The organism is Streptomyces sp. NPDC043680, assembly GCF_056436685.1.
This window is the reverse complement of the sequence record NZ_JBWKCE010000036.1, coordinates 8143-15649: the sequence shown is the minus strand read 5'-3', so window position 1 is coordinate 15649 and position 7507 is coordinate 8143. Positions and strand designations below refer to the sequence as shown.

The 7507-nt window shown below is 70.1% G+C and carries 6 protein-coding genes; 3 read left to right on the top strand and 3 right to left on the bottom strand.

Going from position 1 to position 7507, the window contains the following annotated elements; all coding sequences use genetic code 11:
* Positions 1 to 1154 precede the first annotated feature (1154 nt).
* Both AC0666_RS33690 and AC0666_RS33685 read left to right on the top strand, forming a co-directional pair.
* Complete coding sequence (locus AC0666_RS33690; RefSeq protein ID WP_478709088.1) at positions 1155 to 1400, top strand: hypothetical protein; 246 nt, start codon at positions 1155 to 1157, stop codon at positions 1398 to 1400.
* Positions 1401 to 1756: 356 nt separating this feature from the next.
* A complete protein-coding gene (locus tag AC0666_RS33685; RefSeq protein ID WP_478709087.1) occupies positions 1757 to 2155 on the top strand; it encodes a hypothetical protein in 399 nt (132 codons plus the stop codon).
* Between the two features lie 274 nt (positions 2156 to 2429).
* Here AC0666_RS33685 and AC0666_RS33680 read toward each other — a convergent pair whose 3' ends face one another.
* Complete coding sequence (locus tag AC0666_RS33680; RefSeq protein WP_478709086.1) at positions 2430 to 2558, bottom strand: hypothetical protein; 129 nt, start codon at positions 2556 to 2558, stop codon at positions 2430 to 2432.
* A gap of 694 nt (positions 2559 to 3252) precedes the next feature.
* Between AC0666_RS33680 and AC0666_RS33675 the strand changes: the two genes are divergently transcribed.
* A complete protein-coding gene (locus AC0666_RS33675; protein ID WP_478709085.1) occupies positions 3253 to 3444 on the top strand; it encodes a hypothetical protein in 192 nt (63 codons plus the stop codon).
* A gap of 1582 nt (positions 3445 to 5026) precedes the next feature.
* Here the strand turns inward: AC0666_RS33675 and AC0666_RS33670 are convergent.
* Positions 5027 to 5248, bottom strand: a complete 222-nt coding sequence (locus tag AC0666_RS33670; RefSeq protein WP_478709084.1) for a hypothetical protein — start codon at positions 5246 to 5248, stop codon at positions 5027 to 5029.
* Between the two features lie 384 nt (positions 5249 to 5632).
* Positions 5633 to 7267, bottom strand: coding sequence for a hypothetical protein (locus tag AC0666_RS33665; RefSeq protein WP_478709083.1), 1635 nt, complete (start codon positions 7265 to 7267; stop codon positions 5633 to 5635).
* Positions 7268 to 7507 lie beyond the last annotated feature (240 nt).

The following is a 7507-nucleotide window of genomic DNA, read 5'->3' as shown; positions in this document are numbered from 1 at the left end:
CCCCGCGGAGCGGGGCCCAGAGCGCTGCGCGCTCTGGAAGGGAAGGCGGGCGCTGCGCGCCCTTGGTGACGGAGTGTGAGGCCCCGCGCTTCGCGCGGGGCGGGCCGGCGCCCGCTTCGCGGGCTTGGCCTCGGGGTCTTCCGCTGCGCTCCAGACCCCTTGGGGTGGGGAGGGCCCGCTTCGCGGACCCTTGGGATTACTGGGCTGTGGGGCCCGGTCGCTTCGCTCCCCGGCCCTGGGCCCGCTTCGCGGGCGGCTGGCAACGAGGGAGGGTGGCCGGTTTGGTTGGTGACCCGCTCCGCTCTTGATTTAGTAACGCTCAGTCAGCATCCCAGCGGGGAAAGGGCCCTGTCAACCCCACCAGACCGGATCCCGCACCCGAGGAAGGGTGCGGGACCACAATGACGCTCCCCCGGACCAACCCCGGGGCTCTCCCCCGGAATACCCCTCACGGGCCCTCTACAGCCCTGCCAACTGCCTGTACTCCCCCAGAGACCGGCCCGTCAAGAACGCCCCTCACAACAGCGCGCAGGGCTTCGAAGTTGGGAGCCGCACCCCACCAACCACCAAAACACACATAACTGATGGGTCGTCAGTAGCTAGAGCAGAATTTAGAACGTCGCGCTGAGGAATTAGCGAGAGGGGCTGAATAACCCACATATTCGCATCTCAGAGGCCCCACTATTCATCCTGACTTCGCCGCGCGAAGCCTGAATTCAAGCCTGAAAAGTCCGTATTGTGGCATTTCATAAAGTTCACCTAGTCTGATCAAACAGACCCGGCATTGCTTGAACCCCCGAGCAGCCAGTCGAGCGTCAGAACGTCCGGTGGGGCGCACTGGTTTGCAGAGACTCCGAGCCCGGCCCCGCGGTTCAGCCGGGGGGCTTGCGGGGCTAACCCGCGCCTGTCCCACAGTGCTGACCAACGTCACGCAATCAGGCGCGACGAGAGCCACCTCCTCACCTCTGCAACGGACCGCGCAGATGCCGTGTCAAGCGCTCGCGAATCTACGTCCAGCCGCCCCAAAGGGCCTCCGACCAGGCACGGAACGGAAATTCGCGAAAACTCGACCTCGCCGTCCACCCCTCGCACAGTGGCTCCCGCTCCACCCGACAGCCCCGGCACCACGCTGGCCCGACCAAAGGACCACCACGATGAGCAGCACCACCAACACGACCCCGGCTCCTCAGGCCCCCCAGGCCTCGGAGACCGACGCGCAGGAGCTGGCCCGGCTGCGACGCCAACGCAACCTTCTCCTCCTGGCCCTCGGCGCCGTCCTCGTGATCGGCGCGGGCCTCCTGATCAGGTTGGCGCCCTCCTGGGCCGACCCCGCGGACACCTCCCTCGGCACCGGCGCCTTCTACGTGGCCCTGGTCGCCCTGTTCCGGCGGCGCCAGTAGCAACAACAGCCACGCGGGGTCCCGGCCATCGGAGGGGCGGCCGGGACCAGTACCCGCCCCGAACACTTTCACCAGGAACACCCGGGGGCACTGGCCAGATGATCGAGCGCCGGCGCCGTGACGTTTCACCTCTCCGGGCTGTTGGGCCTGGTGATGCACCGAGCCGTCCCTCGGCTCCCTGCGGGCGCCGGCCCCGTCCCTCCCTCGGGTCCCCGCCGCCCCACTTTCTGGGAGGCCCCTTGCCCCGCACCGGCCGCGTACACCAGCTGCACCGCACCGCGCGCTCCAGGCGCCCGCCCGCCCCAGCCTCGAAGCCGGAACCCGCGCCTGCGACTCCTGCTCCGTCGGCCGCCGAAGTGCCTGAGCAACAGGCCCGTTGGGCAACCCTGGACCGCAAGGAAGCGCGCCTGCGCCGGGACCAGCTCCGTTCCCTGGCCGCGCTCCGCCGACAAGTCGTCCGCGCGCGCCAGGAGCGCGACGAGATCATCACCGACAACACCCTGATCCGGGTCGCGGTCGACCTCTTGTTGGTTCACGCCGACAAGCTGAGCGGCGACACCGAGGAACAGCTGCTCAAGTCGGTGGCCACTGCGAGCAGGCCACCCCTCGACGTGACCCACCTTGCCGTCGCCACCGCGCTCACCGCCCTTCAGGAATCGGACGACCCCCAAGCGGTCTTCGCGCTCTGCAACCTCTTGCTCAAGGCCCTGCCCGAGCTCAAGAACGATGCTTCCCAGTCCCCCGCCACCACCTAAGCCGCCGGCACCCAGATGCTCGATAACGGCTTCTCGCCGGGGCCGTCTGTACGCATGCGCAGGCATGGATAAGGGGCCCCAGACCCCCCCTCGCGTACACTTATATGTGTCAACCTAGGTGCGTCAGGCACTGCCCGACGCACGAGAAGGCCCGACCTGGGTGCAACCAGATCAGGCCCTCCCTCGCAGGTGGCGCAGCTACTGGGCCCGGCCGTCTATCACTCGGCCGGGCTCACTGCTGAGCTCCTGCCGTACGTCCGGGTCCACAACGCCGTCAGACGTTCTGCACCCACCACTCCACCAGCTTGACGAGCACCGGCACGACCGCAGACCAGTCGATCAACGCCTGCCGTATCGACAGCCGCCTCTCGTCCCGCTCCTTGTTCTCCAGCGCGTTCGCCATCCGTACCTCCAGGTGCTCCCAAGACGCCCATGAGCTGGGCCTTCACCGCGAATCGGCGAAGCAACAAGGAGGGAGCCCCTGGCAAGTGACCCCATTCTACGAGCAGTCACCCGCCCCGTTGAAAAAGGGACCACAACTTCTGGGCGTGCCACGCGCTTCCAACCACTAAATCTTGGGTTTTTTTGGATGTCGCCGGGAGCGAGTCGTGCTTTGCAGCACGGCACGTCAGCCCGCGCCACCACCCCGCACCACGCGCAGGTCACCCCACCAGCACCGCGCCAGACGACCGCCCCGCAGCGAGTCTTTTCGCTCGAACCTACGTTTGGCGCGACCTTGCGATAAGAACGCTCCCTCCCCCCTTGACCAGCTTGGGATGAGGGGCCGTAAACGGTGCCGAAAGCACCGTCCATGCCCAGGAAGAGAGAACAAGTCCAGGCAGGATCGATGTCGACTCCAAGGAGTCGACGCCACCATCACTGCCGCGACCAATACGTCATCGAGGTCATCCGGCAGACCGCCCAGCAGCGCGGAGCGTCACCTTTCGAAAGCAACGATCGTTGTCCTCGCCGTCGCGCGGACACCTTCCTCACACTCAACCAGCGCTCCCCACCGCCGATCAAGGCACCGATGTCCCCAGTTCAGATTGGGGACATCGCCTTCCGCAGGGGAGAAGCCGAGGCGCCACACTGGCGGGATGATCGAGCGCCGCCCCCTGGGCACCGGCCCCCGCCCCGCTACTCCCCCAGCGCCTCCGGCCGCCCGCCGGGCCCGTCTGGCCGCCGAGCTGGCCGACCCGACCGCCGAGGACCCCGGCGCACCCGCGCGGCCCGCGTCCGCCGCCGGCCGACGCCGTCTGGGCTCCGGCGCCGAGGCGGGCGAACTCTGACCGACGCCTCGTCACCGGCCGTGAACGGCTGACCCCTTGACCAGCGGGGACACACCGGGACGTCAAGGGGGAAACCGGGCGGGGGGCTCACCCCGCTCACCAGGGGTACTCACAGGGTGCTCACCCTAGTTGGTCAATAGGCGCTGACCTGCGGGAACGTCTGCCGGGCGGGGGTGGTCAAGGGGTACTCACCAGGGGTGCTCACCCTGTTCGCTGGGACCTGGGCAAGCCCAGGCTTGCCCAGGTCCGCCCAGGCTTGCCCAGCCTCGGCGGCCGGCTGTTACCCGCCCCGGTTACCCAACCTGTTACCCCGGCCCTGTTACCGGCTCTGACCAGGGCAGACGGCCCTGCTACCCGGCTACCTCACCGGAGGTAACGAGGGCTTGCCCAGGGCCGAAGCAGCAGGGCTTGCCCAACTCCGCCCGGGGCGAGCAGCGAGGCTTGCCCAGGGCGCCCCGGCCTCCGCGACCGGGCTTGCCCTGCAACTTGCTCGTCAACTTGCCGCACAACTTGCCCTCCAACTTGCTCTCCAACTTGCCCCCAGCCTCCTCCGGCGAGCGGTGAAATCGCAGGTCAGGGCCCATGGTCAAGGGGGCGTGTGGGGGCCGACTTCTTCCGTACGGCACCCCCTTGCGCGGTCCCGGCGGTCGCAGCCGGCCCCATCCCCGCCCGGCCGGACGGGGTTGCACCGGAAGGGGGCTGGAGGGTTGCACGTAGAGGTGCACTAGGAGTTACACCGGAGGTGTGACCGGGAGTGGGACCCCCACTTTTTCGATCTTGAGCATCGTGCCTGGTCAAGCCCGGTGGGCAAGCCTGTCAAGCGCGACGACACCTCTTTCTGCGACAGCCAGGAAGAGGTTCAGTGCTCCTCACGGGCGGGGGCAACGGCCGCGGCCAGCCCCTGTCGCGGCCAGGCTGTCGCGCCTGTCGCACACCCGGGGCCCGGACCTTCCCGCCGCAGGTCACCCGGCCCGTGTCGCGCCGACACCGCGGCCCACGCGACACGGCCACGCGACAGCCTCGCGCGGGCGGCACGCACGGCACGCGGCACGTCCGGCACGCGTTGGACGACGCCGGCCGGAACTGGCCCCGTGTACACGAGGATGCAGCACGCGTGCACGCCACGGTCCCGTCCGGCACCCGCCGAACTATCCGCTGAGCGACCGCTGAGCGACCGCTGGAGAGTTCTTCCCGTCTGCTGGCTGACGGGCTCCCAGCGGTGGTTCAGCGGACGCTCAGCGGGCCGTGGGGCGGACGCTGACCGCCGTACCCACCGCCCCGCGGACCGCCAGGGCACCGCCACACAGCCGTCCCAGGGCGGTGCCGTGGCGGTGGGTATGGCGGTCACCATGGCGGTGATGGCTCCCCGGCCCGGCCGCCTGGCCCTCGCGCGCATACGCGCCTGCACTCGCGCCGTGGGTCCCGCCCGGATCGCGGCCCGCGGCGTGGTGATGAACACGATGATGAACGCCCGTGTGACACCCGGGCCAGGGGCGGGGGTGCGGGCGCCCGGCCCTGGTCAGCCGTGTGACACCGGCCCTGTGTAACACCAGCCGACGGCCCGTGTGACACCGGTGACGCGTCAGGTGTCAGCCCGGGGCGCCGGCACGGCCGCGGGCGGCTCTAGGCCGAGCTGGACGGCGGCCAGGGCCACCGCCTCGGCCACCGACAACCCGTCTCCGCCGTCCCGGCTGGCCTCGGCCCGCAACCGCTCCGCCCGCGCCGCCAGCAGCTCGGCCAACTCCCGCTGCGGGTCTTTCAGGTTCCGGCAGCCACGCCGCCGGCCCGCGTACTGGTGATCCACCCCGGCACCGTAGGCCCCGGCCCTGCCAAGCACCCCGGGGACACACCTCCCCCGCGGGGCGCCGCGCGCGTTGGCCCCGCCAGATCCACGCGCCGCCCAACCCTGACTGCGCGGTTACCGGTTACCGGTCCTGCGGACGCGGGTTCACACCGATCAGAGCAGGTCAGGCCGACGCCCCTGGCCTGTAACCGGTAACCGGTAACCGGTAACCGGTAACCGTGTCCAGGCCCCCGCCCGGGAGCCGCCGGATCCGCGCGGATGCCCCGTCACCGGAGCACCGTCCGCAACAGGAAGCCGCATACGCCCCGCTGAGCGACTTTCAGGAACCGATGCGACCTGGAGGCCCGGAACGGGCTGTGAGGCGCTCAGCGGGGCGTACAGCGGCTAGAACGGGGAAGGTTGGGTCATCTTCCCGGCCTCGGCGCGCTCAGCTGCGGCGATTGCAGCCGTCCGGGCGGCTTCCCATTCGGCTTCCGCCTGCCGCTTGGCGACCTCGGCCGCCACCCGGCACCGGCCGCACAGGCCGAGGGTGGCCACCGGGCGCCCGCACGGGCCGTCGTGGCCCGGGCAGATGCCGTTTTCGGCGGCCTGGGCGGGGATGCCCGCGTGCTCGGCGGCCTCGGCGCAGTCCGGGCAGATGCCTCCGTGCTCCAAGTGGCGGCCGCAGCCGGTCGTGCAGGCCGGCCAGCCCGCGCACGCCCCGCACAGGTCCATCCCGGGCGCCGGGGGCCGTCCGCACTCGGCGCACTCGTACCGGGCCCGGTGCTCCAAGGCCTCGGCCACGGTGCGGCCCGCCACGGCGGTGCTGGAGTGATCGACCGGACTGTCCGCGGGGCCGCCCTGCGCGGGAACGGCACCCCACGACGCGGTCGGGCTCGGCGCCGGGCCAGACGCGGCCTGCCGCAGCCGCGCCGCGATGATCGCGCCGACCGTGTGCGTCATCGGGACCGGGAGCGGCCGACCGGTGATCACCTGCCGGATGCTCGCAGGTTTCCACCCGGCGGCAAGCATTCCCGTGACCACCAAGCCCTGGTCCGCCAGCGTCTGACCGGTCACCAGGTACTCGGGGTGCCACGCCCCGATCTCGGCCAGCAGCAGCACCCCCGGCGTCTCGGGCACCGCTGGGCACTCCGCCGGACCACCCTCGCCAGAGACGGCCCCCCCTGCTGCTGCGCCGTTGTCGTTCAGCGGCGCAGCGTCAGCCGCCGCTGCTTCCCTGCCCCCCAGCTGCGGCTGCTTCTGGTCTTCGATGACACCGCCGCCGCCGTCCGTCCCTCCGTCCATGTCCTCGCGCATGCCACTACCTACAGACACGGACGGACGGACGGGGGTGGCTGAGCGGGAGGACTTAGCGGAAGGAATGAACGGGGGTTCGCGATCTTGCAGGTCAGGCCCGGAATCCGGGTCAGATTTCTGACCAGGCGGGTCAGATTTTTGACCAGGCGGGTCAGATTTTTGACCCGCGCTACCGTCCGGGCCAGAAATCTGACCCGTGACCTGCGCCTTCTTCGCGGCCCTCCGCGCGGCTTCCTGCGTGGCCTGGTGCTCGCTAACTTTCTGTGCTGCCTCGGCGGCCGGCGCCCTCACCGCGTCCAGGACCGCGAACGCGTTGCGTGGGCCGGTGTAGCCGCGGGGCGGTGCGTCGTTGATCCGCATCCGCAGGGCGCCACCCGACGGCTTGACCCGCGAGGACGTCTTGAGCCGCTTCCCGTCCGGCGTGGTCACCAGCCCCACCGCCGTAAGCGCTCGGAGCAGGATCCGGATCCGCCCGACGCTGGACGGCTTGACCTTCTCCCCCGGCTTCACCGGCTTCGCGGGCAGCAGGTAGCACAGCTCCATGATCGTGAGCTTGCGCACCGGGCCGTGCTTCTCGACCACCAGCGCCCGCAGGATCCAGTACAGGCGGACTGCGGAGTCCCCCAGCTGCGCGCAGAGCGGGATCCAGTCCTTGAGCTGTGAGCTGTAGAGGCCGCCGTCCTCGGGGCCGTACAACTCCACTTCCTGGCTGTCGTCGTCCATCACCGAGTCACCCCCGCTCGGGTGGACCCGCCGCCGTGACCCAGGCCATGTGGTGCCTGGTGTACCACTACACGTACGCTCATCAGTGAGCGCACCTCCCGTTCCTTGCAGTGCGTAGGTGCTTCTCCTCCCGGGCGGTCCAGGCCCGGGGTGGACCATCGAGCCCCGCCGTGACGGCGGGGCTCGTTGTGTTTACGCCATGCACTGCCTGCCGATTTAGCATCCGACAGGCAGTGCATG

Bases quoted from the DNA above. Each gene is read 5' to 3' on its own strand.
- AC0666_RS33690 (WP_478709088.1), top strand. From the start codon at position 1,155: ATGAGCAGCACCACCAACACGACCCCGGCTCCTCAGGCCCCCCAGGCC.
- AC0666_RS33665 (WP_478709083.1), bottom strand. From the start codon at position 7,267: ATGGACGACGACAGCCAGGAAGTGGAGTTGTACGGCCCCGAGGACGGC.
- AC0666_RS33680 (WP_478709086.1), bottom strand. From the start codon at position 2,558: ATGGCGAACGCGCTGGAGAACAAGGAGCGGGACGAGAGGCGGCTGTCG.
- AC0666_RS33675 (WP_478709085.1), top strand. From the start codon at position 3,253: ATGATCGAGCGCCGCCCCCTGGGCACCGGCCCCCGCCCCGCTACTCCC.